Source organism: Roseateles sp., from assembly GCF_047654805.1.
Classification (GTDB): Bacteria; Pseudomonadota; Gammaproteobacteria; order Burkholderiales; family Burkholderiaceae_C; genus Pelomonas.
The window spans coordinates 6,013,397-6,038,733 of the sequence record NZ_JASGIV010000001.1 but is presented as its reverse complement, the minus strand read 5'-3'; the positions used below and the strand labels follow the sequence as shown (position 1 = coordinate 6,038,733).

The 25,337-nt window shown below is 66.8% G+C and carries 24 protein-coding genes and 1 tRNA gene; 11 read left to right on the top strand and 14 right to left on the bottom strand.

Annotated elements, in window-relative coordinates; translation table 11 throughout:
• Positions 1 to 27: 27 nt before the first annotated feature.
• Together ybeY and QM732_RS27360 are read right to left on the bottom strand one after the other, a co-directional pair.
• Entirely contained in the window at positions 28 to 486 is a 459-nt protein-coding gene (gene ybeY, locus QM732_RS27365; protein WP_415659245.1) for an rRNA maturation RNase YbeY, read from the bottom strand.
• Positions 483 to 1,448 (bottom strand): PhoH family protein, encoded by a 966-nt coding sequence (locus tag QM732_RS27360; RefSeq protein ID WP_415659244.1) that lies wholly within the window; start codon positions 1,446 to 1,448, stop codon positions 483 to 485. Before QM732_RS27360 ends, ybeY begins: the two co-directional genes overlap by 4 nt.
• Before the next feature lie 101 nt (positions 1,449 to 1,549).
• Between QM732_RS27360 and QM732_RS27355 the strand changes: the two genes are divergently transcribed.
• The 4 genes from QM732_RS27355 (at position 1,550) to ruvB (ending at position 5,378) form a co-directional block, all read left to right on the top strand.
• Positions 1,550 to 2,968, top strand: a complete 1,419-nt coding sequence (locus QM732_RS27355) for a sensor histidine kinase (RefSeq protein ID WP_415659243.1) — start codon at positions 1,550 to 1,552, stop codon at positions 2,966 to 2,968.
• 18 nt (positions 2,969 to 2,986) lie between these two features.
• Positions 2,987 to 3,640, top strand: a complete 654-nt coding sequence (locus tag QM732_RS27350; protein WP_415659242.1) for a response regulator — start codon at positions 2,987 to 2,989, stop codon at positions 3,638 to 3,640.
• Positions 3,641 to 3,667: 27 nt separating this feature from the next.
• Positions 3,668 to 4,237: a Holliday junction branch migration protein RuvA gene (ruvA, locus tag QM732_RS27345; protein WP_415659241.1), complete on the top strand. Its 570-nt coding sequence runs from the start codon at positions 3,668 to 3,670 to the stop codon at positions 4,235 to 4,237.
• A gap of 82 nt (positions 4,238 to 4,319) precedes the next feature.
• Positions 4,320 to 5,378, top strand: a complete 1,059-nt coding sequence (ruvB, locus tag QM732_RS27340; RefSeq protein ID WP_415659240.1) for a Holliday junction branch migration DNA helicase RuvB — start codon at positions 4,320 to 4,322, stop codon at positions 5,376 to 5,378.
• A 43-nt stretch (positions 5,379 to 5,421) separates the two neighbouring features.
• Here the strand turns inward: ruvB and QM732_RS27335 are convergent, their stop codons facing one another.
• From QM732_RS27335 to QM732_RS27300, 8 genes are all read right to left on the bottom strand, one after another.
• Complete coding sequence (locus QM732_RS27335) at positions 5,422 to 6,375, bottom strand: porin (protein WP_415659239.1); 954 nt, start codon at positions 6,373 to 6,375, stop codon at positions 5,422 to 5,424.
• Between the two features lie 154 nt (positions 6,376 to 6,529).
• Entirely contained in the window at positions 6,530 to 7,174 is a 645-nt protein-coding gene (locus QM732_RS27330) for a histidine phosphatase family protein (protein ID WP_415659238.1), read from the bottom strand.
• Complete coding sequence (locus QM732_RS27325) at positions 7,174 to 7,497, bottom strand: DUF1840 domain-containing protein (RefSeq protein ID WP_415659237.1); 324 nt, start codon at positions 7,495 to 7,497, stop codon at positions 7,174 to 7,176. The genes QM732_RS27330 and QM732_RS27325 overlap by 1 nt, the downstream gene beginning before the upstream one ends.
• Before the next feature lie 26 nt (positions 7,498 to 7,523).
• Positions 7,524 to 9,659: a putative bifunctional diguanylate cyclase/phosphodiesterase gene (locus QM732_RS27320; protein WP_415659236.1), complete on the bottom strand. Its 2,136-nt coding sequence runs from the start codon at positions 9,657 to 9,659 to the stop codon at positions 7,524 to 7,526.
• Positions 9,656 to 10,969, bottom strand: a complete 1,314-nt coding sequence (locus tag QM732_RS27315; protein WP_415659235.1) for an HD-GYP domain-containing protein — start codon at positions 10,967 to 10,969, stop codon at positions 9,656 to 9,658. The genes QM732_RS27320 and QM732_RS27315 overlap by 4 nt, the downstream gene beginning before the upstream one ends.
• Positions 10,970 to 11,273: 304 nt before the next feature.
• Entirely contained in the window at positions 11,274 to 12,617 is a 1,344-nt protein-coding gene (locus tag QM732_RS27310) for a GH1 family beta-glucosidase (protein WP_415659234.1), read from the bottom strand.
• Between the two features lie 276 nt (positions 12,618 to 12,893).
• Complete coding sequence (locus tag QM732_RS27305) at positions 12,894 to 13,931, bottom strand: LacI family DNA-binding transcriptional regulator (RefSeq protein WP_415659233.1); 1,038 nt, start codon at positions 13,929 to 13,931, stop codon at positions 12,894 to 12,896.
• A 12-nt stretch (positions 13,932 to 13,943) separates the two neighbouring features.
• The gene (locus tag QM732_RS27300; RefSeq protein WP_331176191.1) at positions 13,944 to 14,303 is read right to left on the bottom strand and encodes an HU family DNA-binding protein; all 360 of its coding nucleotides are present in this window, start codon (positions 14,301 to 14,303) and stop codon (positions 13,944 to 13,946) included.
• 85 nt (positions 14,304 to 14,388) lie between these two features.
• On the opposite strand from QM732_RS27300, the gene QM732_RS27295 reads away from it, so the two are divergent.
• Entirely contained in the window at positions 14,389 to 16,455 is a 2,067-nt protein-coding gene (locus tag QM732_RS27295) for a putative bifunctional diguanylate cyclase/phosphodiesterase (protein ID WP_415659232.1), read from the top strand.
• 160 nt (positions 16,456 to 16,615) lie between these two features.
• On the opposite strand, the gene QM732_RS27290 is transcribed toward QM732_RS27295, so the two are convergent.
• The 3 genes from QM732_RS27290 to QM732_RS27280 form a co-directional block, all read right to left on the bottom strand.
• A tRNA-Leu gene (locus QM732_RS27290) sits at positions 16,616 to 16,700 on the bottom strand.
• A 52-nt stretch (positions 16,701 to 16,752) separates the two neighbouring features.
• Positions 16,753 to 18,264, bottom strand: coding sequence for an aldehyde dehydrogenase family protein (locus tag QM732_RS27285; protein ID WP_415659231.1), 1,512 nt, complete (start codon positions 18,262 to 18,264; stop codon positions 16,753 to 16,755).
• 12 nt (positions 18,265 to 18,276) lie between these two features.
• Positions 18,277 to 19,371, bottom strand: a complete 1,095-nt coding sequence (locus tag QM732_RS27280; protein ID WP_415659230.1) for a saccharopine dehydrogenase NADP-binding domain-containing protein — start codon at positions 19,369 to 19,371, stop codon at positions 18,277 to 18,279.
• Between the two features lie 120 nt (positions 19,372 to 19,491).
• On the opposite strand from QM732_RS27280, the gene QM732_RS27275 reads away from it, so the two are divergent.
• From QM732_RS27275 to QM732_RS27265, 3 genes are read left to right on the top strand one after another with little or no spacing between them, the layout of a single operon-like run.
• Positions 19,492 to 19,956 (top strand): Lrp/AsnC family transcriptional regulator, encoded by a 465-nt coding sequence (locus tag QM732_RS27275; protein WP_415659229.1) that lies wholly within the window; start codon positions 19,492 to 19,494, stop codon positions 19,954 to 19,956.
• A gap of 16 nt (positions 19,957 to 19,972) precedes the next feature.
• The gene (locus QM732_RS27270) at positions 19,973 to 20,545 is read left to right on the top strand and encodes an NnrU family protein (protein ID WP_415659228.1); all 573 of its coding nucleotides are present in this window, start codon (positions 19,973 to 19,975) and stop codon (positions 20,543 to 20,545) included.
• Positions 20,482 to 21,045 (top strand): GNAT family N-acetyltransferase, encoded by a 564-nt coding sequence (locus QM732_RS27265; RefSeq protein WP_415659227.1) that lies wholly within the window; start codon positions 20,482 to 20,484, stop codon positions 21,043 to 21,045. The genes QM732_RS27270 and QM732_RS27265 overlap by 64 nt, the downstream gene beginning before the upstream one ends.
• A gap of 87 nt (positions 21,046 to 21,132) precedes the next feature.
• On the opposite strand, the gene QM732_RS27260 is transcribed toward QM732_RS27265, so the two are convergent.
• Positions 21,133 to 22,116, bottom strand: a complete 984-nt coding sequence (locus QM732_RS27260; protein WP_415659226.1) for a 2-dehydropantoate 2-reductase — start codon at positions 22,114 to 22,116, stop codon at positions 21,133 to 21,135.
• Between the two features lie 74 nt (positions 22,117 to 22,190).
• Between QM732_RS27260 and QM732_RS27255 the strand changes: the two genes are divergently transcribed.
• From QM732_RS27255 to QM732_RS27245, 3 genes are read left to right on the top strand one after another with little or no spacing between them, the layout of a single operon-like run.
• A complete protein-coding gene (locus QM732_RS27255) occupies positions 22,191 to 24,425 on the top strand; it encodes a C1 family peptidase (protein ID WP_415659225.1) in 2,235 nt (744 codons plus the stop codon).
• A gap of 23 nt (positions 24,426 to 24,448) precedes the next feature.
• On the top strand, positions 24,449 to 24,880 hold the full coding sequence (locus tag QM732_RS27250) for a DUF6970 domain-containing protein (RefSeq protein ID WP_415659224.1): 432 nt from the start codon (positions 24,449 to 24,451) through the stop codon (positions 24,878 to 24,880).
• Positions 24,881 to 24,902: 22 nt separating this feature from the next.
• A complete protein-coding gene (locus QM732_RS27245; protein ID WP_415659223.1) occupies positions 24,903 to 25,337 on the top strand; it encodes a VOC family protein in 435 nt (144 codons plus the stop codon).

Below are 25,337 nucleotides of genomic sequence, written 5' to 3'. Positions count from 1 at the left end.
GCGGTTCCGCGAAGTCCGCTCAGCTACTCAACCGGCCTGACGACCCGCATAGGGGTCCGCAAAACCGAGCGCACGCAGGATCTCGGTCTCGCGCGCCTCCATGCACTGGGCTTCGTCGTCTTCCTCATGGTCGTAGCCCTGTGCATGCAAAGTGCCATGGACCAGCATGTGGGCATAGTGGTCCAGGAGCGCTATGCCCATGTCGGCAGCCTCCTTCTCCACCACCTCGGCGCAAATGACCAGGTCGGCACCCACTACGGGTTCGTGGGTGTAGTCGAAGGTCAGCACATTGGTCGCATAGTCCTTGCCGCGGTAGTCGCGATTCAGCGTGCGGCCCTCCTCGGCATCGACGATGCGCACGGCGATTTCCCCGGGTAGCTCCAGCGCCGCCCGGATGAAACGCATGACCTTGTGGCGAGGCAGCAGTGCACGGTGGCGTGGATCGGCGAACTGCAGTGACAGGCTCAGTTCCGGTCGGATGGTCATGCTTCGCGTCCTTCACGCTTGGCGCGCGCCTCATAGGCCTCGACGATTCGAGCCACCAGCGGATGGCGCACGACATCGGCACTGGTGAAGCGCGTCATCGCGATGCCCTTGACCTTGGCCAGCACGCGCTCGGCATCGATGAGGCCGGACTGCACGCCGCGTGGCAGGTCGATCTGGCTGGTGTCGCCCGTGACGACACAGCGGCTACCGAAGCCGATACGGGTCAGGAACATCTTCATCTGCTCGGGCGTGGTGTTCTGCGCCTCGTCAAGGATGACGAAGGCGTGATTGAGCGTGCGCCCCCGCATGAAGGCCAGTGGCGCGACCTCCAACTGCCCCTTCTCGAAGGCCTTGGTGACTCGATCGAAGCCGAGCAGGTCATAGAGCGCGTCATAGAGTGGGCGCAGATAGGGGTCGACCTTCTGCGTCAGGTCGCCCGGCAGGAACCCAAGGCGCTCGCCGGCCTCCACGGCAGGGCGGGTCAGGATGATGCGCTGCACCGTCGAGCGCTCCAGCGCATCGACGGCACACGCAACGGCCAGGAAGGTCTTGCCGGTGCCGGCCGGCCCCAGGCCAAAGGTGATGTCGTGCGACAGGATCTGCTGCAGATACTGGTGCTGGCGCGGCGTGCGAGCGGACAGGTCGGCGCGGCGGGTGCGCAGCACCAGCGGGCCTTCCTCGCTGGCGGAGGGTGCAGAGCCCACCGGTCCGCGGGCCTCTACCAATGCAAGCTGCAGGGTCTCTGCCGGCAGCGGCCGGCGGGCACGTTCATAGAGGGCCTCAAGCAGGCTCCGGGCCCGCTCGGCCACGGCCTTCGGGCCGTCGACCCGGAACTCGGCATCGCGTCGGCTCACTTTGACGCCGAGTGCTGCCTCGATCTCGCGCAGGTGGACATCCAGGCTGCCGCAGACGCGGGCCAGGCGGGTGTTGTCGACGGGTTCCAGGACAAAGCGCAGGATCACGGTTGGGGCTGAAAAGAGTGGGCCTGGATTGTCGCCGCCTCCGCTTCGCTGGTGCATTCCCCGGCGCGCAGGCCGTGGGCGCTCCCGCACAATGCCGCCCCATGACGTCTCCGATCACGCCGAAGGCCATACTGGCGCGGCGTCCGCACCTTTTCCTTCTGTTCGTCCTGGCCCTGCTCTGCCCTGTCGCGGCGCAGGCCCAGGCGCCGACCGCTGGCCTGTACTGGGCCGCCACGCTGCACGCCTGGGTGGCGGCCATGCTGGCGCTGATGGCCACGGTCGTGGGCCTGGTCTCGGGCCTGCATCCCCGCGAGCGGCCGGCCAGCTTCCTCATCGGCATGATGCTGAGCTGGGTCGTGCTACGCGCCGCCGCAACGCCCAGCGCCGCCGGACTGAGGCCGCTGCTGATGACGTTGCTGGTGCTTTGCGGTGTTCAGTACCTGCTGCGCCAGATGAACTGGAAGCGCGGCTGGATCGACCATGCGCTGCTAATCCAGTGCCTGGTCGTCCCGGCCAGCCTTCTGTGGACCGGTGGCCAGGTCGGTGTCCTCGGCACAGTCTGGCATGCGGTGCTGAGCTTGGAGCTTGTCGCCGCTATGGGCTGGGCGCTGTGGCTTCGCCGCGTGCGTCGTCCACAAGCCGCTGGCGACGAGGCCCAGGCCCGCGACTTCGGCCTGATGGCGGCCCTGCTGCTGCCGACGATGGCGGCCCTGGTCGCCGAGATGCTGCTGGCAGCCACCAGCGAGTCGCTGTGGTGGACGGCCTCGCCCTGGCTGGGCCTGATGCTGCCACTGCTGATGCTGGCCCTTGGCCTGCAGTTGGTGACCAGCGTCGCGCATGCCCGCGTCGATGCCGAAAAGCGCGTCGCGGCCATGGAGCAGCGCATGGCGGAACGCATCGCCGAGGTTGAGCGCAGCCACAGCCAGCTCGCGGAGCAGAAGCTCGAGCAGGTCACCGAGCGCGAGCGCAAGCGGATCGCCGCCGACCTGCACGACGACCTGGGTGCAAAGCTGCTCACCATCGTGCACACCAGCGAATCCGACCGGATTTCCACGCTGGCGCGCGAAGCGCTGGAGGAGATGCGCCTGTCCGTGCGCGGCCTGACGGGCAAACCCGTGCACCTAATCGACGCGCTGGGCGACTGGCGTGCAGAGGTTGTGTCGCGTCTGGGCCAGGCCAACATCCTGGCCGAGTGGAAGTCGCCGGCCGAGGATATCGAGCACACCTTCCAGGCGCGCTCCTATGTGCAGACGACGCGCATCCTGCGCGAGTCGGTGTCCAACATCATCAAGCACAGCGGCGCGACGCACGCAACCATTTCCAGTGCCGTGCAGGACGGCGACTTCATCCTGACCATCCAGGACAATGGACAGGGCATCCCGTCCGAACTGGACGGCAGGTTGGACAGAGGCCACGGCATGGCGAGCATGAAATCACGCGCCAAGCAGATGCATGGCCAATGCCTGGTTGAATCTGGCCCTGGCTGGGGTACTGTGATCCGACTGACGATTCCGCTCTAAGTTTGCCGAGGCTCCGCCATGAACCACATCCTGCTGCTCGAAGACATCCCGGAGATCCGCGCCTGGCTCAAGGCCCTGGTCAAGCAGGTGTTCGCCAACGCCCAGATCACCGAGTGCTCGCGGGTCCAGGACGCGCTGGCGCTGGTCAATGGCCAGCGTTTCACGCTGGCGCTGCTGGACCTGGGCCTACCGGACGGCTCAGGTGTCGAGGTCATCGCCGCGCTGCGTGAGAAACAGCCTGAGGTGCAGTCGGTCATCGTCACCATCCACGACGACGATGAACACCTCTTCCCCGCGTTGCAGGCTGGCGCCTTCGGCTACCTCCTCAAGGAACAGTCGCGCGAATTGCTCGTGGAGCAACTGCAGCGCATGAGCCAGGGCGAGCCGCCGCTGTCGCCCTCCATCGCCCGCAAGGTCATCGCCTACTTCGCCGCCCAGGTAAAGAAGCCGGCCTCGACCCTGCTGCACGAGGTGTCGCTCACCGACCGCGAGACCGAGGTGTTGCTGCGGGTCGCCAAGGGTTTCACGCTGCCCGAGATCGGTGTACAGCTGGGCCTGTCCCGCCACACCATCGCCGACTACGTGAAGCAGATCTACCGCAAGCTCAACGTGAGCTCGCGCGCCGAGGCGGCGTTGGAGGCACAGCGCCTGGGTTTGTTCGGTCGCAACTGAGGCTGAGCCCGCCCGGATAATCCGGGAATGATTGGAAGACTCAGCGGCGTCATCGCCGAAAAGACACCACCTCAGGTGCTGATCGACGTAGCCGGCGTCGGCTACGAGGTGGACGTGCCCATGAGCACGTTCTTCAACCTGGGCCCGCTCGGCGAACGCGCCGTGCTGCTGACGCACCTGACCGTGCGCGAGGACGCGCACCAGCTATTCGGCTTCCTCACCCACGAGGAGCGCGCTACCTTCCGCCAGCTCATCAAGATCAGCGGCGTCGGCCCCAAGATGGCGCTAGGCCTGCTGTCCGGCCTGTCCGTCTCCGAACTGGCCCAGGCGGTGTCGCGCCAGGAAGCCGGCCGCCTGACCAAGGTGCCCGGCATCGGCAAGAAGACGGCCGAACGGCTGTTGCTGGAACTGAAGGGCAAGCTCGGCCCAGACCTTGCGCTTCCCGCCACCGTTGCCAACGACACCCAGGCCGACATCCTGCAGGCCTTGGTCGCGCTAGGCTACAGCGAGAAGGATGCCGCGGCTGCACTGAAGGCGCTTCCGCCTGACGTGGGCGTCAGCGAAGGCATCAAGTTGGCATTGAAGAAGCTGTCATGAGGATCGGCCCCGTGCTCCCTTCGTTCGCAGCCCTCCGGGCGGGCTTTGAGCTTTCCTGGGACAGCCCGCCGAAAGGCCGGCCATGAGCATCCAAACCGACGACTTCACCCCAGCCCCACGTCTCGTCAGCGCTGCGCCAGAGTCCAGCCGCGAAGAGGCATTGGAGCGCGCGCTGCGACCCAAGCTGCTCGACGACTACGTCGGCCAGGCCAAGGCGCGCGAACAGTTGGAGATCTTCATCGGTGCCGCCCGCAAGCGCGGCGAGGCACTGGACCACGTACTGCTGTTCGGCCCACCGGGCCTGGGCAAGACGACGCTCTCCCACATCATCGCGGCCGAACTTGGCGTCAACCTGCGTCAGACCTCCGGACCGGTGCTGGAGAAGCCCAAGGACCTGGCTGCGATCCTGACCGGCCTAGAGAAGAACGACGTCCTCTTCATTGACGAGATCCACCGCCTCAGCCCGGTCGTCGAGGAGATCCTCTACCCGGCGCTGGAGGACTATCAGATCGACATCATGATCGGCGAAGGCCCTGCGGCCCGCTCCATCAAGCTCGACCTGCAGCCCTTCACACTGGTGGGTGCGACGACCCGGGCCGGCATGCTGACCAATCCGCTTCGTGATCGTTTCGGCATCGTCGCGCGGCTGGAGTTCTACACACCGACCGAGTTGCAGCGCATCGTGGCCCGGTCGGCCGGACTACTGGGCGCCCCCATCGACGCCGATGGCGCGCTGGAGATCGCCCGCCGCTCACGCGGCACGCCCCGCATTGCCAACCGGCTGCTACGCCGCGTGCGCGACTACGCCGAGGTCAAGGGCGATGGCCGCATCGTCGCCGGCATTGCCGACAAGGCGCTGGCAATGCTCGATGTCGACCCGCAGGGCTTCGACCTGATGGATCGCAAGTTTCTGGAAGCTGTCGTGCATCGCTTCGACGGCGGACCGGTCGGGCTGGAGAACGTTGCGGCGGCCATCGGCGAGGAGGCCGGCACCATCGAAGACGTCATCGAGCCCTTTCTGATCCAGCAGGGCTTCCTGCAGCGCACGCCCCGCGGGCGCGTCGCGACCCTTGCAGCCTACCGGCACCTGGGCCTCGCGCCACCGGGCGGCAAAGCCTCGCCCGATCTGTTCGGGGAATAAAAAAAGCGCCCCGAGGGGCGCTTTCTCTTGTCCGATCCGGAGATCAGAAGTTGTGGCGAATGCCGGCGGCCAGCGACGAGAAGTCGGCCACACCGGTGCCGTTGTAGTCGGTCTTCGTGTAGAAGCCGTAGACCTTGGTGCGCTTGCTCAGGTTGTAGTTGTAGCCCAGCGTGTACTGCTTGGCGCCACCGGTACGGAACTCGGCATCGCTGCCAGCCTTGGTGCCGCCCACGTTGACGTGGAACTCCGACTGGCCGACCGTGTACATGGCCGACACGCGACCGATGTCGCGGGCGCGGAAACCGTTGACTTCTTCGCGCTGGTAGTAGCCGGTCACCAGGAAGGGACCGAAGCCGTAGTCGGCTTCCAGACCGTAAGCCTTGCGCTTGGCGCTGGCGCCGAACTTGTCGTTCTCGGCGTAGGTGCCGGCAACGTGCAGGCCAGCCACTTCGTAATTGACCGACAGGTCATAGCCGCGCGGGCCGGAGCCTTCGCCGGCACGCAGGGAGCCGATGAAGTTGAAGCCGCCAATGGTCGGCGAGAAGTAGCCGATCTTGTTCGTGCGCGCACCGAAGCCGAAGCTCGAGAACAGAGCGTCCGACGAAGTGCCGGTGTCATGGTTGTGGTTGCTGGTGCGGTCGACCGACGAGAAGTACGAGTCGGGGAACCAGGTGCCCAGGCGGACGGTACCGAAGCTGCCGCTCAGCTCGACGCTGGCCTGGCGGTTCCAGAAATTCGTGCCTTCCGTGGCAGCGCCGGTGTCGGAATTCAGGCCGTGTTCCAGATTGAAACCTGCCTTCAGACCGCCGCCCAGATCCTCGGTACCCTTGAGACCCAGGCGCGAACCGTTGTTCTGCACCACGGACTTGCGGTCAGCCGAGCCGATCTTCTGGCTTTCGATGGACGTGTTGAGGCGGCCCCACAGGGTGACGCTTTGAGCGAAAGCCGGAGCGGCAGCGGTAGCAGCCAGCGCGGCGACAAGTGCAATCTTCTTCATCGTTTGCCTTTACTGATGGGTTGCGGCGGAGGGTGACGGCCCTGCCGTGAAGGACAAGTGACAGCCAGTATAGAAGCGGGTTTCCTCTAGCCCAGCCAGAGCGACGCGTGAATGCAACAGTGGCTCTAGGGGCCTTGCAAATGCCCGGCGAACCTCAGGCAGCAACGTCATCGGCGCTCAGGCCGGCCAGATGGCGGTCGTCGTTCCATCCGACCAGCGTGAAACCGCCGGGTGTCGCCAGCAATCGGTTGATGGTGGCATTGCCGAGCTGCCAGCTGCGCGGCGCATCCAGCGCAACACGGGTCGCAGCGCGGTAGAGGCAGTCCAGCACTCCCCCATGGGCCACCAGGGCGATGCTGCGGCCCGGGTGGGCCGCAACGGCGCGCCGTGCGGCCGCCAGGCAGCGAGCGCTGAAGACGTTCAGGCTTTCACCACCGCCAACCGGGAAGTCGGGTTCACGGCGCCGCCAACGCGCCGCATCCTCGGGATAACCCTTATCAATCTCCTCCCAGCTCAGGCCCTCGAAGCGACCGAATGCGCGCTCGCGCAGGGCGACATCGAAGCAGACAGGCAGTCCCTGGACGCGAGCCAAGGCCTCGGCGGTCTGGCGGGCGCGGCTGAGATCGCTGGAATAGATGGCCGCCAGGGATTCATCCGCCAGTGCTTCGGCAAGCCTATCGGCCTGGGCCAGGCCTAGCGGGCTGAGGGGAATGTCGGTATGGCCCTGAATGCGTGTCGCGCGGTTCCACGCGGTCTCACCATGGCGGATCAGGACAATCCGGGTCGCGGCTTCCAGCACTAGACGCCCCAGACGACGTCTGCATTCTCTTTGGCGCTGCGCTGCATCAGTTCGTGCAGCGGCCAGGCCCGCTGGCGCAGCGACACGCCCTGGCGGCGCAGCGGCGCTTCACCGGCGGCCTTGGCGGCATCGGCGGCGCGCTGGAACTGCGCCTCGTCGGCTGCGACGCCCGCCTCCAGCGCTTGCATCAGCGCGGGCAACGCCGCTGCCTCGAGGATGCCTTGCGGCGCGGGCGAGCGCCCCATCAGGCGCAGCACGGCATCGGCCGAGTCGGCCATCATGATGACGTCGGCACCTGCCTTTGATTTGAAGCGGTAGAGCATGGCCGCATTGTGCGCGCCACGAGGCGTCAGCCGTTGGCCAGCCCCAGCCAGCCGGACGCGGGGGCATCGACGACATGCCGGCGCGGGCGCACCCGCTGCTCGAACTCGTCCGGGCGCAGCGGCTTGGCAAACAGGAAGCCCTGGAACTCATGGCAACCGGCCTGAGCGAGGAAGTCGCGCTGCGCCTCCGTCTCGACGCCCTCTGCGATGACCTGCAGGCCCAGCGCCCGCCCCATCTGCACGATGGCGTTGGCGATGCCGACGTCGCTGGCATCGCCCGGCAGCCCCTGCACGAAGCTGCGGTCGATCTTGAGCCGCTGGATGGGGAAGCGCTTCAGGTAGGCGAGCGATGAATAACCGGTTCCAAAGTCATCGATGGACAGCGTGACCCCCAGCGAAGCCAGCGCGCGCATGCGGCGCAGCCCCTCCTCGGCGTCACCCAGCAGCACGCCCTCGGTCAACTCCAGCTCAAGCATGCTGGCCGGCAGCATGGCCTCCTGCAGTGCTTCGGCGACGGTCTCGACGAAGTGCGCTTGCTGGAACTGCAGCGCCGACACGTTGACGGCCACCGGCATGCGCAGACCGCGGCTGAGCCAGTGCGCGGCCTGGGCCACCGCCTCGCGAAGCACCCAGTCGCCGATGGCGACGACGAAGCCGCTTTCCTCGGCCAGCGGGATGAACTCGGCCGGCGAGATGTCACCGCGCTGCGGATCGCGCCAGCGGATCAGCGCCTCGGCCCCGATAACGCGGTCACTACCTAGCTCGACCTGGGGCTGGTAGTGCAGCCGGAAGCGCCCCTCCGTCAGGGCCTGGCGCATGGCGTGATCCAGGCGCATGCGCGACAGCAGGTCAACCTCCTTGCGCGGCACGTGGAAGCGGAAGCCTGCACGACCGCCTTCCTTGACCCAGTGCATCGCGCGCTCGGCGCTGGCCATCAATTCGTCAGGCGTACCGCCATCGCCGGGGTAGAGAGCGATGCCACAGCTCGCGGTGACGGTAAAGCTCAGGGTGTCGAAGCTGAAGGGCTCGGCCAGCAACTGCTGCACGCGGCGCGCGGTCGCCTCGGCCTCGAACATCTGGGCGTTGTCGATGAGCAGCGCGAACTCGTCGCCGCCCAGGCGGGCCAGCGTGTCGTTCTCGCCGACGGCGTCGCGCAGGCGCTCGACCACCTCGCGCAGCACGCGGTCCCCGTAACTGTGGCCGAGCGTGTCGTTGATCTGCTTGAAGCGATCCAGATCCAAGTGCAACAGCGCGAAGACCGGCGACGGTTCTCCTGTGTCAACAGCGGCGATCTGCTGCACGATGCGGTCGGCCAGCGCCCGGCGGTTGGGCGCGCCCGTCAGCGCGTCGGAGCGGCCCAGTTCCTCGATGCGCTGGTGGGCAGCCAGCTTTTCGCTCAGGTCGCGGAAGGAGAACACGCGGCCTATGGGCTCGCCACGGCTCATCTGCGGCAACGAGACCTGCTCCAGCACGCGGCCGTCGGCCAGGCGCAGCATGTCGCTGGAACGCATCAGCGGTGCGTCCAGCAAGGCCTCGATGCGCAGCCGGTACTGCTCGCCGTCCCGCATGACGCGCTGCAGGCTCAGCCACAGGCCGGCGTCACCGGGCTCGTGCAACAGCCCCCCAGGCAGGCCCCAGAGCTTGGCAAAGCGGCGATTGAAGCTGCGTACGCGGCCGGCCAAGTCGACCACAAGGATGCCATCCGCGGTGGATTCCAGTGTCGCGCGCAACTCCGCCAGCAGGGTCTCGCGCTCGGCCTCGGCGCGGCGACGGCGAGTCTGGTCGTGCAGCAGCACCAGCCAGTAGCGGTCGCCATCAGGCGTGTGGATAGGGCTGATGCTGCGGCTGACCCAGCGCGGCTGGCCGTCACTGTGCGTCAGGATCGTGTCGGAGCGGATGCGCGCGAAGGGGTCGCGTGCAGCCCCTTGCCAGAAAGCCTCGTCTTCGAGCGATCCGCACAGCATCGCCGGCGGCTGGCCCAGGGCGCGCTCGGGCTTGAGGCCCAGCAAGCGCAGCGCAGCACGATTGACGACGCTGACCGTGAGGCTCTCGCCATCCACCAGCCAGGCCGGCTCGGGCAAGCCCTCCAGCAGGGCGCCGATCACGGACGGCGCCTCGAAGAGGCGATGCAAGGCAGGACTTGCCTCGCGGCCGGCGTTCACGCGGCCAACTCCCCTGGCCCGGTAATCGCGGCGTCGAAGAAATAGGCGATGCGCGCCCTAGGGCTGAGGTAGTCCAGCGAAGGGCGCGGCAGGAACTGGGGCTTGAGGCTGCGCCTGATACCGAGGTCCGGCATCTCCTCAAGGTTCAGAACCAGCGCCTCGTCCTTGGGCACCTTGACGTCGTGAACCATGACGCGAGGCTTAAGCGGCCGCGCAGAGTTGACCGAAACGACCAGCGCGTAGCGATCGTCCGTCAACTGCACGGTAGAGCCCGGCGGGTAGACGCCCATCATGCGGATGAAGGCGTTCAGCATGGTCGCATCAAAGCGATTGCGGCCTTGAGCAAACATCAGCGACAGCGCCTCGTGGGGCGTCATAGCCTTGGAGCTGATGAGCGGGTTGCACAGCCCGTCGAAGCGGTTCACCAGCGCGACGATGCGGGCGCCAGTGCTCATTCGATCCATGTTGATACGCTGCGGGAAACCGCTGCCATCGGCATGCTCATGGTGCTGCGCAATGATGAGCAGCGGGCCAGGTGCCAGGCCCATCGCCTGGGCAATGGCCACGCCTTTGGCGACGTGCTGCTGATAGGCCTGCGTCTCGGCGGCTGTGAAGCTCTCGTCGCGGTGCCGCAGGCGAGCAGCGATCTCCAGCTTGCCGACGTCATGCAGCAAGGAGCCGACGCCCAGGTCCATCATTTCGTCGCGCCCCAGGCCGAAGGCACGGCCCAGCAGCAGGGCGATGATGCAGACATTCAGCGCGTGTGCGGTGGAACGATCGCCAGCGGCCTCGTTCAGCAACCGCATGTTGAGATCGCCCTCGACCAACATCTTGTCGAGCAGCGCGGCGGTCAGGTTCTCCGCCTGGGCACGCGCCTGGTGCGGGTCGGCCTGGACGTTGTCCAGGACGCCGCGAAAGCCGTCAGCGGCCTCGCTGTACTGCGCCTCGCACAGCCGCAGGGCCTCGCGCTGCGAGGCCAGCGCGTGGCGATGGGCTTCGCGGGCCATCTCCTCGGGCGTGGGCTCCGGAAGGGTGGCGACGTCGGCGGAGACCCTGGCGTTCATCGCCGGGGCAGCATCGGCCTCGAAGCCTGCTGTGGGGGTGGACTGCAGCGAGAGGTCGCTCTTGGCCGGGCACCAGCGCACCTGGGTCAAGCCGAGGCGGCGCAGGATCAGCAACTGATCGCTGGAGGCAATCTTGAAACTCGACAGCGGGAAAGGGTGCGACATCCAGCCCAGGTCCAGATGAATGAACATCCCGACGGTCAACTGGCTGACATCGATGAGCGGATCGCTTGTTCTATCCTGCATTCGTTCCACACCCGTGCGCCCGGGCACCCCTCGACCCGGCCCCGGCTTCGGCACCACGCCGAAATCCATGAGCCGGCCTCCTGCTATACGTCAAATCGGCCTGTTGCACCCGCGGCAGGCTGGGAAAAATCCCTGCTGCGGCGCAGCGCGGAGCTTAGCGCCTGATCGTGACCGAATTTTCGAGGCTTTGTCGGGGCAAACGCGAAGGAATGCATGACCGGACGCTTGCGCGAAGGCGGTCTTGCTCTCGAAAGCAACACCCGCCAGGCACACCGGCACTGCCGGAAGGGTCCGAAGGAGCCTGTCAGCGCCTCGCGTGGTGGCGGGCGACGAGGTCGCGATACCAGTGCGCGCTGTCCTTGAGCAGGCGCCGCTGCGTCGCATAGTCGACGTGGACCAGACCGAAGCGCTTGTCGTAGCCGGAATTCCACTCGAAGTTGTCCAGCAGGCTCCAGTAGAAGTAGCCTCGCACGTCGGCACCCAGGCTCATTGCCGTGGCCAGGGCCTGCAGATGGCTGGACAGATAGGCGATGCGCTCGGTGTCGGCAACACGGCCGTCGACGACCCGGTCGGCATTGGCCATGCCGTTCTCGGTGATGAACATCGGCGGGGGGTTGTACTCGCGGGCCAGGCGAACGAGGTGCTGCGCGAACACCTCCGGCACGATCTCCCAGCCCATGTCCGTGAAGCCGCGCTTGCCCGGTCCCTTGACGGCCTTGCCTTGTGCGTCGAAGAGGCTGCGCGTGTAGAAGTTGATGCCGAGGAAGTCCAGTGGCTGGCGAATGCGCGCCAGGTCACCGGCCTCGACCGTGGGCGCGTCGGCGCCGACGAACTCGAAGGCGTCGGCCGGGTATGCCCCCCGGAAGATGGGGTCCATGTACCAGCGCACGTTCAGGCCGTCGTCGATGCGGGCCGCACGGCGATCCGCCTCGGCCGGCGTGGCCGGGAAGGACGGCGTGTGATTGAGGACGATACCCAGCCGGGCCTTGGTCACGGCGCGCATGGCCGCAATAGCCTCGCCGTGCGACAGCAACAGGTGGTGGGCCACCTGCAGGCTCTCTGCACGACTGGTATGGCCAGGTGCGAACTGGGCAGTCTCATAGCCCAGCGTCGCCGTGCACCAGGGTTCGTTGTGCGTGGCGATGCTGGCCAAGCGGTCACCAAAGCGGCGCGCGACCTCGGTGGCGTAGTCGGCGAAGCACGTCACGATGTCGCGAGACAGCCAACCACCGATGCTCTCATCGAGGGCTTGCGGCAGATCCCAGTGGTAAAGCGTCGCATGCGGCTGCAGGCCAGCCTCCAGCAGTTCATCGATGAGTCGGTCGTAGAAGGCGAATCCGGCTTCATTCCAGCCGCCCCGCCCTAGCGGCTGCACCCGCGGCCAGGAAAAGCTGAAGCGGTAACAGTCCAGACCCAGCCCCCGCATCAGCGCAACGTCCTCACGGAAGCGGTGATAGTGGTCGCAGGCGATGTCGATGTTGGAGCCGTCGTTGATGCGCCCCGGCTGGCGGCAGAAATGGTCCCAGATCGAGGCGCCCTTGCCGTCCTCGAGGGCTGCCCCCTCGATCTGGGCGGCGCTGGTGGCGACACCCCAGAGGAAGTCATGCGGGAAAGACTGGGCGAGGGCTGCAGGATCGAGGAGATTCATGGCGTGCAGATGAGCCGCGCGGCGCGGCTGCGGGAAACAGGATGACGGACAGGGGGATGCGGCATGGACCGGGGTGAACCACCGCCCGGCCCACAGGATTGCCTCCTGGGGATTCGCTCCGTCGAGGAGGCGACAACTGGATCTGCCGATCCAGCGGAATCATCTTGCCCGACAATTGACAACGCTGTCAATACGCATCGCTCGCAGCGCCTTCGATGCGGGCGGCACTTCGAGATGGGTGGACGCGGTCCAGGGAGCGCGCCGTCGCGCGGGCTTCTACCGCGCCCGCGTGGAGTCGCGCACGACAAGCTCGTGCGGCAGCACCTTGTGCAGATCGGACTCGTCGGCCGGGCCGGCCATGTCGGGCCGCTGGACAGAGACCAGCATCTCGACGGCGGCCCGCGCCATCTCGGCGACCGGCTGACGCACGGTGGTCAGCGGCGGCCAGACCAGTGCCGCGGTCGGTGAATCGTCGAAGCCGGCTACGGACAGTTCGTTCGGCACGGCAAGGCCCAGGCGCTGCGCGGCGGCGAGGACGCCCAGGGCCATGTCATCGTTGCTGGCGAACACCGCAGTCGGGCGCTGTCGACGGCTCAGCAACTGATGCGCGGCATCGCGACCGCTTGCAAATGTGAACGCACCGGGTTGAATCAGCTCTGGATCGGGCTGCAGTCCATGCGCGCGAAGCGCATTGACGAAGCCCTGGTAGCGCAGGCCGCTGGCCGACTGGTCCGGCGGTCCCTTGATGAAGGCGATGCGCTGGTGGCCCAGACTGAGCAGCAGGTTGGTGATCTCCTCGGCCGCATGCACATCGTCCATGCGCACCGAAGGCACGCCGCGCAAATCGCGCTCGGGCGACATCAACACGCAGGGCGTACCGCTTTCGCGCAGCGCGGCAAGCACCTCGGGGTTGTCGCACAGCGGCGGCGTCAGGATCATGCCGTCGGGCCGCAACGCCAGCACCATTCGGTCGATCTGCTGGCGCAGGTCGGGCGCGTCGTTGTGCAGGGACTCAACGACGAGGTGATAGCCCAGCTCGCGGCATCGCAAAGTGGCGCCCTGCTGGACGCTGCCGACGAAGATCGCGCTGGGGTCGTAATAGAGCAGGCCAATCAGGAAGGACCGTCCGCCTGCGAGGCTGCGCGCCGACTGCTTGGGCCGGTAGCGCAGCGCCTCCACCACCTTAAGAACCTGATCCCGGGTGCTTTCATGCACGCCGGGCTCATGGTTGAGCACGCGCGACACCGTCTTGATCGACACGCCCGCTTCGCGAGCGACGTCGACGATGGTGGGGCTGGCGCCGCGCGAACTCATCACCACGAAGAATTACTTCTTCTTGGCCTTGGCGGCCGGCTTGGCAGCGGGCTTGGCTGCAGCCTTCTTGGCGGCGGCCTTGGGGTCCACGGCAGCCTTGAAGCCAGCACCCGGAGCGAACTTGGGCAGCTTGGCGGCGGCGATCTTGATCTTCGCGCCGGTGCTGGGGTTCACGCCGTTACGGGCGGCACGTGCGTGCTGCTTGAAGGAGCCGAAGCCCGGGATCGACACGGCACCACCCTTTTTGACGGTGGTGACGATGGCGTCCAGCAGGGTTTCGAGGACACGGCCGGCTTCGGCCTTGCTCAGCTCGTGCTTGGCGGCCAGGTGTTCGATCAGATCGGTCTTGTTCATGCGGGGGGTCTCGTCCAAAAACGCGCCCGAACGGCTCGGGCGGCGCGATTGTGGCCTATCGCGAGGGGCATACAGTCTCGACAGCGTCCCGTATCCATCGCCGATGCCGCAGCCCGTCCACTTTGCCTCGCTCCTAGACGCCTTGCCTCAGCAGGTTTGGCAGGCCGACGCGCAGGGCCGCCTGCTGTGGATGAACGCGCGCTTGGCCGAAGCGCTGAGCCGCCCCGCCCTGCCAACGCAACTGGCGCGCTGGCTGCATGCGGACGACCGCGCAACCTTCGACGAGCGCTGGGCCGAAGCCCAGCGCAATGGTCGCTTCGAGATGGAATACCGCCTGAACGACCACTGGGTGCTTGCCCAGGCCCAACGCCTGCCGGATTCCATGCTGTGGCTGGGGACACACACCGACATCGGCGCCCGCCGCGCGGCCGAGGCGCGGCTACGCGATGCAGACGAAGTCTGGAAGCTCGCGTTGGAGAGCAGTGGCGACGGCGTCTGGGACTGGCATGTGCAGGCCGGCGTCGAATTCTTCTCCGACCGCTACCTGCGCCTATACGGCTTCGAACCGGGCGACGTCGACGCGACGCCGGAGGCTTTCGATGCGCGCACCCATCCGGACGACCTCGCGCAGATGGACCGCGACCGCGAGGAGCATTTCTCCGGCCGCTCGCCGCTCTACCGCAACGAGCACCGCGTGCTTGCCAAGGACGGCACCTGGAAGTGGATTCTCAGCCGCGGCATGGTCATAGCGCGCGATGCCGAGGGCAAGCCGCTGCGCATGGTGGGGACGCACACCGACATCACCGATCGCAAGCGCCAGGAGGCCCAAGTGTGGCAGCAGGCCCGCGTCGACACGCTGACCGGCCTGCCCAACCGCCGCTCGCTGCGCGAACGCATCGAGCGGGCGCTCGCCCTGCGCGCGATGCGCAGCGAGGAGCTGGCCGTCATGTTCGTGGACCTGGACCATTTCAAGGAGGTCAACGACACGCTGGGCCATGACATCGGCGACGCGCTGCTCGTGCAAGTGGCCGCGCGCATGCAGGACTGCATGCCATCCGGTGGCATCGTCGCGCGCATGGGTGGCGACGAGTTCACAGTGCTGCTGGCGGCGCGGGACGCTGCCGCTGCGGCCGAGCGCGTCGGCCATGATCTGCTGGAAGCGTTGTCGGCCAGCTTCGGCATCGGCAGCGAACGCGTCTACGTTTCGGCCAGCATCGGCGTCAGTCTCGCGCCGCGCGACGGGCTGGAGATCGAGGCCTTGTTCAAGCATGCTGACCAGGCGCTCTATGAAGCCAAGGGTGCCGGGCGCAACCGCATGCGCCTGTTCACAGCGGCGTTGCATGAGGCTGCGCAGCGCCGAGCCAGACTGGCCAGCGAGTTGCGCGAGGCCCTTCCCGGTGGTCAGTTCAGCCTGGTCTTCCAGCCCATCATGTCGCTACGCGATCCGGCCAGGACGCCACGCAAGGCGGAAGCGCTATTGCGCTGGACACATCCAACACTAGGCCCCGTCAGCCCGGCGCAGTTCATCCCGCTCGCGGAAGCCAGCGGCCTCATCGTCGACATCGGTGACTGGGTCTTCCGCGCGGCCTCGGCCCAAGCCCTAGCCTGGCGTGCGGCGGGGCATCACGACTTCCAGATCAGCATCAACAAGTCGCCCGTGCAATTCCTTAGCGAACGCGGCCACCGCGCGCGGCCGGACTGGATCACGCATCTGCGCGGGCTGGGACTGCCGGGCAATGCGCTGGCCGTCGAGATCACCGAGGGGCTACTGCTGGAGCGCGACGAGGCGGTGGCCGAACGACTGCGGGCGCTGCGGGCCGCAGGCCTGGCGATCTCTCTCGACGACTTCGGGACCGGGTACTCGTCACTGAGCTATCTACAGCACCATCAGATCGACACGGTGAAGATCGACCGCAGCTTCGTCGCCGGGCTGGAGAACGGCGACAAGGCGCTGGCGCTGTGCCGGGCCATCGTGACGATGGCGCATGAGCTTGGAATGGAGGTCGTGGCGGAAGGCGTTGAGACCGAGACGCAGATGCTTGCGTTGAGGGCAATGGGGTGTGACTGGGGGCAGGGATGGTGGTTTGGGAGGGGCGTTCCGGCGCAAGAGTTCGAAGAGCGGTGGCTTTCTCCAGCGGCTGAGGGCCCGGCTGAAGCCGCTACGCGCTAAGGCGCCCATCGAGGCCCCTGGCGGGAACTCGGCCAAGTCCTACGACCCTGGATTGACGCCAAGCCCCAAGCCATTCGCGCCCTCACGTGAGGCCTGCGGGCCACGGCCTCATGGCCGCAAAACGCAAAAGGCCAGCACTTGCGTGCTGGCCTTTCTTGTTTGGTGCCCAGGAGAGGACTCGAACCTCCACGGAGTTACCCGCTAGTACCTGAAACTAGTGCGTCTACCAATTCCGCCACCTGGGCTTTCAGGAGCCGTGCAGTATAGCCTGACTTTGCGACCTTCCGGCGAATGCGATCAGATATCGAACTTCACGCCCTGAGCCAGCGGCAATTCGCTCGAGTAGTTCACCGTGTTCGTCGTGCGCCTCATATAGGCCTTCCACGCGTCCGAGCCGCTCTCGCGGCCGCCACCGGTCTCCTTCTCGCCGCCGAAGGCCCCCCCGATCTCCGCACCGGAGGTCCCGATGTTGACGTTGGCGATGCCGCAGTCGCTGCCCGAGGCACTCATGAAGCGCTCGGCCTCGCGCAGGTCCGTCGTGAAGATCGCGCTGGACAGGCCTTGCGGCACGCCGTTCTGAAGCTCGATCGCCTCTTCCAGCGTCTTGTACTTCAGCGTGTAGAGGATAGGCGCGAAGGTTTCGTGGCAGACCACCTCGGTCTGAGCCGGCATGCGCACCAGTGCTGGCGCGGCGTAATAGGCCTCGGGGAAGCGCTGCTCCAGCGCCCGCTCGCCACCGCTGACCTGGCCGCCCTGCTCGCGCGCTGCCTTCAGCGCGGACTGCATGGCGTCGAACGCCTGGGCATCGATCAGCGGGCCGATCAGCGTGCCGGCCTCGACAGGCGAACCGATGGGCAGTTGCGCGCGGGCGCGCTCCAGGCGGTCGATGAGGGCGTCATGGATGCTCTCATGGGCGATGACGCGTCGCGTCGTCGTGCAGCGCTGGCCAGCCGTGCCGTAGGCGCCGAACAGGATGCCGCGCACGGCCAGGTCCAGGTCGGCGCTGGGCGTCACGATGATGGCGTTGTTGCCCCCCAGCTCCAGCAGGCAGCGGCCGAAGCGCGCCGCAACGCGCGGCCCCACAGCACGGCCCATGCGGGTGGAGCCAGTGGCGGAAACCAGCGCCACGCGGACATCGTCCACCAGGGCCTCTCCCGTGTCGGCGCGACCGATGACCAGTTCGGACAGACCGTCCGGGGCGGCGTGGCCGGCAGCACGGTAGGCCTTCAGCGCGCGCTCGAACAATGCCTGCGTGGCCAGCGCGGTCAGCGGCGTCTTCTCAGACGGTTTCCACACGCAGGTGTCGCCGGCGACCAGGGCCAGCGCAGAGTTCCAGGCCCACACGGCAACCGGGAAGTTGAAGGCCGAGATGATGCCCACCACGCCCAACGGCAGCCACTGCTCCATCATGCGATGGCCGGGGCGCTCGCTGGCGATGGTCAGGCCGTGCAGTTGACGAGACAGGCCGACGGCGAACTCGCAGATGTCGATCATCTCCTGCACTTCACCCAGGCCTTCGCTCGTCACCTTGCCGGCCTCGATGGACACCAACTGGGCCAGTTGGGTCTTGTGCGCGCGCAGCTCTTCGCCGAACAAGCGCACCAGCTCGCCGCGCTTCGGGGCCGGCACCGCGCGCCAGACCTTGAAGGCCTCGTGCGCACGGCCCACGGAGGCCTTCATGTCGGCGGCGCCGGCAGTGGGAATCTGGGCCAGCACGCTACCGTCGATGGGCGAGCGCACGGTCAGGTCGCCGCTGGGCGGCAGGTGGACGCCCAGGGCGTCGAGAACGGAGAGGGTCTGTTGCTTCATGGTGGACATTCTTTACGAGATGGATTCCACCTGACGGCTTTGCTGGTATGCCGAGCCGAAGCGGTTGGCAAGGAAGTCCGGCAGCGCGACCTCCTCCTGCCGGATGAAGCCCTTCTGCGGCAGCTTGCCCTCGCGGAACAGGTCCACAGCCGCGCAGATGCCCGCTGCCGTCGTGATCTGGATGGCGGAGAGCGGCTGTGCGCCATCGCGCGTCGCAAAGATCTTGCGGGCGAAGACCTCCTGCAGCAGCACGCCGTTCTTCATGCCGGAGACGGTCACGAACACCAGCACCACGTCCTGCATGGTGGCCGGCATGCTCTTGCGCATGATGGCCTTCAAGTTCTCCTGGTCGCCCTTCAGGCCCAGATCGCCCAGCAGGAACTGCATCAGGTCGCGATGGCCCGGGTAGCGCACCGTCTTGTAGTCCAGGTTGCGCACCTTGCCCGCCCAGGTTTCGCACAGCGTGCCCAGGCCGCCGGACGTGTTGAAGGCCTCGTACTCGACACCGTCCAGGCTGAAATGCTCCAGCCCCTCCAGCGGCAGCGCCGCAATGGTCTCGCCGCCATGGATGGCCTCGCAGGGGTGGCAGTACTCGTTGATGAGTCCGTCGACCGACCACGTCAGGTTGTACTTCAGCGCGTTGGTCGGGAAGGCCGGCAGCGCGCCCACGCGCATCTGCACGTCGCGCACCGAGTCAAAGCCGCTCGCCAGGTGGTGGGCCACGATGCCAATGAAGCCCGGCGCAAGGCCGCACTGCGGCATGAAGGCGGTCTTGGCGCCATTGGCCATTTCCTTGATGGCCTTGGTGGCGGCCACGTCCTCGGTCAAGTCGAAGTAGTGGCAGCCGCACTCCAGTGCCAGCTCGGCAGCGGTGATAGCCAGGTGATAAGGCAGCGCATTGACGACAGCATCCTTGCCACGCAGCTGTGCAGCCAGCGCGGCGCGGTTGTCGCTGTCGACCTCGGCCGTGGCGATGCCCTCGGCTGCCAGCGTCTTCAGGTAGCCGGCATTCTTGTCCAGCACGGTGACCTGGTAGTCGCCGGTGGCGTGCAGCAGGCGGGCGATGGTCTGGCCGATGTGGCCGGCGCCGAGCAGGGCGATCTTCATGGGGTGCTCCAGGCAGGGTTTCAGTTGGACTGCACTCTAGGCAGGGCCCATGACGAAAGAAAGCACCACTTCGACGAAATCAATTGGTGTTTCGACGATTTGTCGCGATGATTCGCCACTATGAATGATTCACGGGTAAACCCCTCCCCCCCGGCGGACGACCTCGATCGCCGGCTGATCCTGCTGCTGCAAGCCAACGCCCGGGAGAGCACGGCGACGCTCGCGCGCAAGCTGGGCGTGGCGCGCACCACCGTCGTCGCACGGTTGGCGCGCCTGGAGGCCAGCGGCCGCATCGTGGGGTACACGGCGCGGCTGGGCGTCGACGAGGCCGGCCGCAGCGTGCAGGCCTTCGTTGGCATTACCGTCAGCCCCAAGGCAGGACGCGAGGTCGTCAAACGCCTTGCAGAACTGCCCGAGCTCCGCCAGCTCGCCTCGGTCAGCGGCGAATTCGACTACATGGCGCTGCTGCGCGCCGACACTACGGCCCGGCTCGACGCGCTGCTCGACGAGATCGGTGACATCGACGGCGTGCTGCGCACCAACAGTTCGGTCGTGCTCGCCTTGCGCGTCGACCGCCAGACCTGACACCTAGGAGCTCTCGATGACCTGGCTTGCCCTCGGCCTTGCCCTCTTTCTCGGCATTCACATGACACGCGCGATCGCACCGAATTGGCGTGACGCGCAGCTCGCACGCCTCGGTGAGAGGGGCTGGAAAGGCCTCTATACCCTCGTGTCCCTCATCGGCTTCGGACTGATCCTGTGGGGCTTCTCGCAGGCCCGGCTGGAACCCGTCACGCTGTGGGCACCCATCCGCGGCATGAACCATGCCGCAGCGGCTCTGATGCTTGTCGCCATGGTCCTGTTGTCCTCGGCTTACATGCCGCGCAATCACATCAAGGCCAAGCTGCAGCACCCGATGACGCTGTCCGTGAAGGTCTGGGCCTTTGCCCACTTGATCGCCAACAACACGCTGGCGGACGCGATGCTGTTCGGCAGCTTCCTCGTCTGGTCCATCCTCGTGTTCCGCGCAGCGCGGCGGCGCCCCGCGCCGGCCATCGCCGCGCCGACAGCCGGTGGCACTGCGGCCACCGTGGCCGTTGGCTTTGCGCTGTGGGCATTCTTCGCCTTCTGGGCTCACGCGGCATGGCTGGGTATCGCACCGCTGGGCCGGTAGTACGGCCAGTCGCGGCGACTGACGAAGCGGCCTTCATTGCCGCCGCCGGCGCCAGTCGCCAACTGCACCACCCCTGGGTTCAACCGCCCTGCGATGCAGAGTCCTTTGCCAGCTACCTCGCCCGCTTTGATGGAACCGTTCATCACGGATTTGTCATCGTCGACGAGGGTGAATTGGCCGGCGCCATCAACCTAACAAACGTCATCAAGGGCGCTTTCTGCAGCGGCTACCTCGGCTACTACGCCTTTGCAGGATTCAATGGCCGTGGACTCATGACCCGCGGCCTGAATGCCGTCGTGCAACACGCGTTCAAGGATCTGGGCCTGCACCGTCTCGAGGCCAACATCCAGCCACGCAATGCCGCATCCATCGCGTTGGCCATGCGCTGCGGCTTTCACCTCGAAGGCTATTCACCCAAGTACCTCAAGGTAGCTGGTCGTTGGCGCGACCATGAGCGTTGGGCGAGGGTTAAGGGCCAAACAAAGAAGGCGGCGAGCTGACAAACAACTCCCGGGCCTTAACGGCGTCCTTGCCTAGCGTGCTCACATGGCGATACCCTTGACGAGCACGCCAGGGGTATGTCGCGGTCAACCAGATCGCAAGGCGCGGCAGCCGTCCATCAATCTCGTCAGGCCCAGCAGCGCATCCAGCATTGGCGTCGCCACGCCCAACTGCTGCGCCAGCTCCCGCGGCGCTTCGAGCAGCGCAGCGGTCTCTATAGCCCGGCCCGCCTCAATGTCCTGCAGCATCGAGGTCTTGAAGGCTCCCAGCGAGCGCGTGATGGCGTGGCGGTCCTCGGGCGACTGCGCGATGGGACAGCCGACGCGCTCCCCGATCAGCGCCGCCTCGCGCATGATGTCCGTCGTGAAGCGGCGCACCAATTCGTCCGCCAGGATGCGGTCAGTCGTCGCACGCGTCAGCGCCGAGACCGGGTTGGTCGTCATGTTGCCCCAGAGCTTGTAGAAGACCTCGCGCTGGATGCTCTCCACCGCCCTTGCACCAAGGCCGGCACGCACCAGCAGCGCAGCCAACCCAGCGACCGATTCGCTGGCCCCACCAGCGGCTTCGCCGATCAGTAGTCCGTTGCCCTGTACATGACGGACATGCCCCGGCGCCTGCACGAAGCAGCTCGCATGCACGACGCAGCCGATGATGCGTTCAGGCGGAAGCATCCTGGCAATGTGGCCGTCCGGATCCACGCTCTTCAGCGCCAGGCCCGGTACCGGCAGGCCGGCCGTGAACCACCAGGGCAGGCCGTTCAGCGCCGTCAGCACGCGAGTACGCGGCCCGCAGAGCGGCGCGACCTGCCCGGCCACGTCCACAAGGGCCGGACCCTTCACGGCGAGGATGACAAGGTCCTGCGGACCGAGCTCTACCGGGTTGCTGCTGACGCGCAATGGCGCCTGCCAGCTGTCCTTGCCGCTGTCCAGCCGCAGGCCGCGGTCCCGCACGGCGGCAAGCGTGTCGCCCCGCGCCAGCGCGCTCACTCGCAAGCCCTCGACCCTCGACAGATGCGCTGCCATCCAGCCGCCGATCGCCCCCAATCCAACGATGCAGACACCCTTGATCATGGGAGCCAGTGTGGCATGCGGGATTGTTCCGTCCGTCGGGCATGACCAACATCGGCAGCCCTCAGGAGACTCCCATGGCCACCAAATCCCGCAAGCCCGCCGCAGCGCCTGCCGCCAAGAAGGCCGCCACCAATGCCACGCCCACACTGGACGCTCGACCCGACCGCCTGGACCTGCGCGACCTGGTGTATCGCGCGCCGCTGCGCTCACTGCCTCCGCGCTGGCCCTTGGACGCCGACCTGAAGCGCCTGCTGCCCGCCTACGTGAAGGCGGGCCGCATCCTCAACCAGGGCAACGAAGGCGCTTGCACCGGCTTTGGCCTGGCCTGCGTGACCAACTACCTCTACTGGTTACGCCACCTCGCCGCGCCGCGCAGTCGGGCATTGCCCGAGATGGTTAGCCCGCGCATGTTCTATGAGCTGGCCAAGCTCTACGACGAATGGCCCGGACAGGACTACGAAGGCTCGTCCTGCCGCGGTGCGCTCAAGGGCTGGCACAAGCACGGCGTATGTTCGTCCACGCTCTGGCCCTACCCCCTCGACAAGGACGGTGCAGGCGTATTCGAGCGCCCCGCCGCAGGCTGGGATGACGACGCAACCACGCGGGCGCTGGGCGTTTACTATCGCGTCGACAAGAAAAGCGTGGTCGACATGCAGGCTGCGATCTACGAGATCGGCGCCATCTACGTGTCAGGTGACGTGCACGACGGCTGGACCTTGGACGAGAGTGCCATGCCGTCAAGCCACGACAAGCTGCCGCGCATCGAACGAGTCGCCCGCAAGAGCGGCGGCCATGCCTTCGCGCTGGTGGGCTACAACGAGCGCGGCTTCGTCGTGCAGAACAGCTGGGGCACCGGCTGGGGTGCGAGTGGCTTCGCCATCCTGAGTTACGAGGACTGGGTCACCAACGGTACCGACGCCTGGGCCGTCGCCCTGGGCGTGCCGCAGGATCTGTCGGACATCAAGAGCCGACAGCCCCCGGCGGCCAAGGCCGCGAAATCGGTAAAGCGCGCGCGCGCGGCCGGGGGGTTTCGTGTCATGGCCGGCCGCGGCCTGTCGGATGTGGGTGCGACGCTGCGCGTCGATGACAACCCGCGCGACGACCCCTGGCCCTTCAACCACGTCTTCGCGCACAAGCCCTACCAACCGCTGCGTACCGACGAGGCCTATACCCACACCCTGGTCTCGGGCAACGACGGCCAACTGATGTCCACCGACTTCACACGCGCGCGCAGCGACCGCGAGGGCCTGGCGCGCGAAATCGTCGTCGAGCGCCCCGCCGCCTGGTTCAAGACGAGCAAGGACAAGGTCGTCAAGCTCGCCATCTATGCCCACGGCGGCCTGAACAATGAAGGCAGCTCCATCCAGCGCATTCGCGTGCTCGCGCCCTACTTCACGGCCAACGGAATCTACCCGCTGTTCTTCACCTGGAAGACTGGCCCTGGTGAAACACTGAAGGACATCCTTGAAGACCTCAAGCACCGCGTCGTCGACTCGGCCGACCGCAGCGCCGGCTGGCTGGATCGCCTACGCGACGCCGCCGCGGAGGCCAAGGACCGCGCCATCGAAGCCGTGGGCCGCCAGTTCGCGCGCGGCATCTGGAGCGAGATGCGCGAGAACGCCGAGGGCGGCGCGACGGCCGACCACGTACTGGACCTCGCCGCCCGCATGCTGCGCGAACTGCGCGATGAACTGGCCACGAACGGTAGAACCCTGGAGATTCACCTCATCGGCCACTCGGCCGGCTCCATCCTGCTGGGCCACCTGCTCGGACGACTGGGCGGTGCTGACATCGTGCAGCTCGCCAGCTGCGAGCTCTATGCCGCGGCCTGCTCCAGCGGCTTCGCCGTGCAGCGCTACGGCGCGGCCCACCGGGCTGGAGTACTGCCCCTGGCGGCCCTGCGCCTGCATGTGCTCACCGACGCCAACGAGCGCGCCGACGGTCTGCCCAGCGCCGAGCGTGATATCTACGGCAAGTCGCTGCTCTACCTCGTCTCGCGCGCGCTCGACGACATCCGCAAGCAACCCCTGCTCGGCATGGAACGCGCACTGGTCGAGCCCGATCAGGCCTGGGTGGACGATCAGTGGGCCGCTCCCCCCAACGCCGACGTCGCCGCCTGGCTCAAGATCTGGCCAGCCGGCGAGCTGCTGAACCGCGTCGCATCGCCCAAAGTCCGCACAACCAAGACCGGGGACCAGATTGATGCCAGCCACGGCAGCTTCGACAACAACATCGACATCCTGACCGGCACGCTCGAGCGCATCCGCGGCGGCGCACTGGTAGCGCCGATGGAGTGGCTGGACTACTGACGACTGCGGCACACTGCGCCACCATGCGCTGCGCACGCTCCCCAATCTCACCCACTTGGTGGTACGTAGGCATTGGGGCCGTATTGGCACTCTCCGCAGGAGCTATCGCCGCCAGCGGCACACAACCGGCAGATGCACAACCGGCACCCCTGGACACGCCCGACCCGGCCATCCGCCAACGTATCAGCGCGTTCGAGGTCGGCAACATGCGGGCGCTCAGCTCAATGATGGCGTTCAAGCGCGCGGACGGTCGGGTGTTCTACTTGATCAACGCCCCCTGCTGCGACCATTTCAACCACCTCTACGATGCCGACGGCCGCCGAGTCTGCGCGCCCAGCGGAGGCTTCGGGGGCGCCGGCGATGGCCGCTGCCCTGCCTGGGTCAGTCAGATGTGGCGAGATCCGCTGCGAAGCACTCAAGCGACTGACAAGCCGGCGATGACACAGGGCTATTGAGCCCGCGCCGACAATCACGGCCATGAAATACCTGCACACCATGGTCCGCGTCCATGACCTGGACGCCTCGATGCGCTTCTACCGCGACGCACTCGGCCTGAAAGAGGTCAAGCGCTCGGAGCATGAAGCCGGCCGCTTCACGCTGGTCTATCTGGCCGCCCCTGGCGACGACGACGCCCAGGTCGAGCTGACCTACAACTGGCCAGACGCTGACGGCAAGGTCGAGACCTATACCGGCGGCCGCAACTTCGGCCACCTGGCGTACGCCGTACCCGACATCTACGCCGCCTGTCAGAAGCTGATGGCCCACGGCGTGCTCATCAACCGCCCGCCACGCGATGGCCGCATGGCTTTCGTGCGCTCGCCGGACGGCATCTCGGTCGAGCTGCTGCAGCACGGCCCTGCGCTGGCACCTGCCGAGCCTTGGACGTCCATGCCCAACACCGGTGCCTGGTGA

Coding starts and splice junctions, on each gene's coding strand:
- QM732_RS27280 (WP_415659230.1), bottom strand. CDS start 19,371: ATGAAGATCGCCCTGCTCGGCGCCGGCCACATCGGCCAGACCATCGCC.
- QM732_RS27250 (WP_415659224.1), top strand. CDS start 24,449: ATGCGCTGCGCACGCTCCCCAATCTCACCCACTTGGTGGTACGTAGGC.
- QM732_RS27260 (WP_415659226.1), bottom strand. CDS start 22,116: ATGATCAAGGGTGTCTGCATCGTTGGATTGGGGGCGATCGGCGGCTGG.
- QM732_RS27245 (WP_415659223.1), top strand. CDS start 24,903: ATGAAATACCTGCACACCATGGTCCGCGTCCATGACCTGGACGCCTCG.
- QM732_RS27295 (WP_415659232.1), top strand. CDS start 14,389: ATGCCGCAGCCCGTCCACTTTGCCTCGCTCCTAGACGCCTTGCCTCAG.
- QM732_RS27255 (WP_415659225.1), top strand. CDS start 22,191: ATGGCCACCAAATCCCGCAAGCCCGCCGCAGCGCCTGCCGCCAAGAAG.
- QM732_RS27350 (WP_415659242.1), top strand. CDS start 2,987: ATGAACCACATCCTGCTGCTCGAAGACATCCCGGAGATCCGCGCCTGG.
- QM732_RS27310 (WP_415659234.1), bottom strand. CDS start 12,617: ATGAATCTCCTCGATCCTGCAGCCCTCGCCCAGTCTTTCCCGCATGAC.
- QM732_RS27305 (WP_415659233.1), bottom strand. CDS start 13,931: ATGAGTTCGCGCGGCGCCAGCCCCACCATCGTCGACGTCGCTCGCGAA.
- ruvA (WP_415659241.1), top strand. CDS start 3,668: ATGATTGGAAGACTCAGCGGCGTCATCGCCGAAAAGACACCACCTCAG.
- QM732_RS27355 (WP_415659243.1), top strand. CDS start 1,550: ATGACGTCTCCGATCACGCCGAAGGCCATACTGGCGCGGCGTCCGCAC.
- QM732_RS27315 (WP_415659235.1), bottom strand. CDS start 10,969: ATGCAGGATAGAACAAGCGATCCGCTCATCGATGTCAGCCAGTTGACC.
- QM732_RS27325 (WP_415659237.1), bottom strand. CDS start 7,497: ATGCTCTACCGCTTCAAATCAAAGGCAGGTGCCGACGTCATCATGATG.
- ruvB (WP_415659240.1), top strand. CDS start 4,320: ATGAGCATCCAAACCGACGACTTCACCCCAGCCCCACGTCTCGTCAGC.
- ybeY (WP_415659245.1), bottom strand. CDS start 486: ATGACCATCCGACCGGAACTGAGCCTGTCACTGCAGTTCGCCGATCCA.
- QM732_RS27335 (WP_415659239.1), bottom strand. CDS start 6,375: ATGAAGAAGATTGCACTTGTCGCCGCGCTGGCTGCTACCGCTGCCGCT.
- QM732_RS27270 (WP_415659228.1), top strand. CDS start 19,973: ATGACCTGGCTTGCCCTCGGCCTTGCCCTCTTTCTCGGCATTCACATG.
- QM732_RS27285 (WP_415659231.1), bottom strand. CDS start 18,264: ATGAAGCAACAGACCCTCTCCGTTCTCGACGCCCTGGGCGTCCACCTG.
- QM732_RS27275 (WP_415659229.1), top strand. CDS start 19,492: ATGAATGATTCACGGGTAAACCCCTCCCCCCCGGCGGACGACCTCGAT.